This window comes from Mesorhizobium sp. M5C.F.Ca.IN.020.29.1.1 (assembly GCF_003997375.1).
GTDB classification, from domain to species: domain Bacteria; phylum Pseudomonadota; class Alphaproteobacteria; order Rhizobiales; family Rhizobiaceae; genus Mesorhizobium; species Mesorhizobium wenxiniae.
In genome coordinates this window covers 1-2,211 of the sequence record NZ_RZSW01000769.1, presented here as the reverse complement: position 1 = coordinate 2,211, position 2,211 = coordinate 1, and the positions used below count along the sequence as shown (strand labels likewise).

Genomic DNA, 2,211 nt, shown 5'->3' with positions numbered 1-2,211 from the left:
GGTGAGCAGGTTGACCATGTCGAACATCTTGAAGTTCTCGATGCCGCGGAACAGCACCGCCAGCATGATAAAGGGCAGCGCCATCGGCAGCGTGATCGACCAGAACTGCCGCCAGTTGGAGGCGCGGTCGACCTCGGCCGCCTCATAAATGTATTCGGGGATCGAGCGCAGCCCGGCGAGACAGATCAGCATCACGTAAGGCGTCCACATCCAGGTGTCGACGATGACGATCGACCACGGCGCCAGCGACACGTTGGAGAGCATGCCGATCTGCGTTGCCGGAATGCCGGTGACGAACGAGACGGCATAGGCGAACAGACCGATCTGCGGCTCGTAGAGGAAGCGCCAGAAATTGCCGACAACTGCCGGCGACAGCATCATCGGCACGAGAATGATGGTCGTCCAGAAGGCGTGGCCGCGAAACTTCCGGTCTATCAGCCAAGCCAGCGTGAAGCCGATCAGCGTCTGCAGCAGGATGGTCCAGAACACGAAATGCGCCGTCGTCTGCATGGCGATCCAGATGTCCTGGTCACCGAGGATGCGTTTGTAATTGGCAAGGCCGACGTTCCTGACCACCTCGTTGGGGCGATTGGCGCGGTAATTGGTGAAGGAGAGATAGATCGCCCAGAACAGCGGGAAGATGTTGATGGCGAGCAGCAACAGGATCGTCGGCGAGATAAACAGCCAGGCGAGGCCCTTGTCGCTGATGCCCCGGACCTTGCGGGCCAACGGCTCAGGCGTAGCCCGGGCAACGCTGTCCGCAGTCCGATTGAGCATGGTCAGTCCCGCTTCGGTCACTTGGTCGTCTCGACAATGGAAATTTATCTGAACTGTGTCCCGTGCCAAGGGCGGCACGGGACACGCGGCATGGCTCGGGAGGAGCCGATTACATCTGCCCCAACTACATCTTGCCATCGTCCTGGAAGACCTCGGTCCAGTCCTTGACCAGGCCGTCGAGCGCATCCTTGGCCGAACCCTGGCCGGCGACGACATAGTCATGGAAGCGCTTCTGCGACGCCTGCAGCAGCGGCGCATAGCTGGGCTCTGCCCAAAAATCCTTCACGATGGCCATGGAGTCGAGGAAGGTCTGCGCGTAAGGCTGGCTGGCCGGGAAGCCTGGATCCTTGACGACTGCGTTGAGGCAGGAAAAGCCGCCGAGCGACCACCATTTGGCCTGCACGTCCTTGTTGGCGAACCACTTGATGTATTTGAGCGCGGCCTCCTGCTTGTCGGAATAGGAAACCACCGAAATGCCCTGGCCGCCGAGCTGGGCGAATTGATCGCCGTCGGGTCCCTTGGGATTGGCGAAATAACCGATCTTGTCGCCGCCGACATTCTCGTCTTTCTGCAGGCCGGGCCAGGTAAAGGCGAAATTCATGTGCATCGCCACCTGGCCGGATTTGAAGGCGTCGACGCCTTCGCCCATGTAGCTGTTCGAGGCCCCGGGAGGCGTGCAGCAGTCATAGAGCGCCTTGTAAAACTCCAGGCCCTTCACCGATTTCTCGGAGTTGACAAAGCCGTCCATCTCGTAGGGCTTGTCGGGATTCTCATAGTTGAAGCCGAAGCTGTAGAGCACGTCCATGGCGCCCATGGTGATGCCTTCGGAGCCGCGCTCGGTATAGATCGACGCGCCATAGACCGTCTTGCCGTCGATCTCGCGCTTCTGGAAGAACTCGGCGATCTGCTTCAACTGGTCGAAGGTCGTCGGCGCGGCGAGATCCCAGCCGTATTTTTCCTTGAATTCCTTCTGCAGTTCCGGCTTGGAGAACCAGTCCTTGCGGTAGGTCCAGCCGACGACATCGCCCATGGCCGGCAGCGCCCAGTAGTTCGGCGAGTTCTTCGGCCATTCCGAATAGCCGACGACGGTCGCCGGCACGAAGTCGTCCATGCCGATCTTCTCCTTATCGAAGAAGTCGTTCAGCTTAACGTAGTGGCCGTTCTCGGCTGAGCCGCCGATCCACTGGCTGTCGCCGATGATCAGGTCGCACAGCTTGCCCTTGGAATTCAACTCGTTGAGGAAGCGATCGGCATAGTTGGTCCACGGCACGAACTCGAATTTCATGCCGATGCCGGTTTCCTTGGTAAAATCCTTGGACAATTCGACAAGCGCGTTGGCCGGGTCCCAAGCTGCCCAGCAAAGCGTCAGATCTTCCGCCTGCGCGACGTTCGAAACGGCGGTCGACGCAAACATCGCCGAGGTCAGTCCCAACG

The 2,211-nt window shown here is 59.8% G+C and carries 2 protein-coding genes; both read right to left on the bottom strand.

Annotated features, from left to right (window positions below):
* On the bottom strand, positions 1–777 hold a 777-nt coding region (locus EOA85_RS33300; RefSeq protein WP_164760062.1), incomplete at its 3' end, for a sugar ABC transporter permease.
* 124 nt (positions 778–901) lie between these two features.
* Positions 902–2,209 (bottom strand): extracellular solute-binding protein, encoded by a 1,308-nt coding sequence (locus tag EOA85_RS33295; protein ID WP_245486248.1) that lies wholly within the window; start codon positions 2,207–2,209, stop codon positions 902–904.
* Between the last annotated feature and the right edge of the window lie 2 nt (positions 2,210–2,211).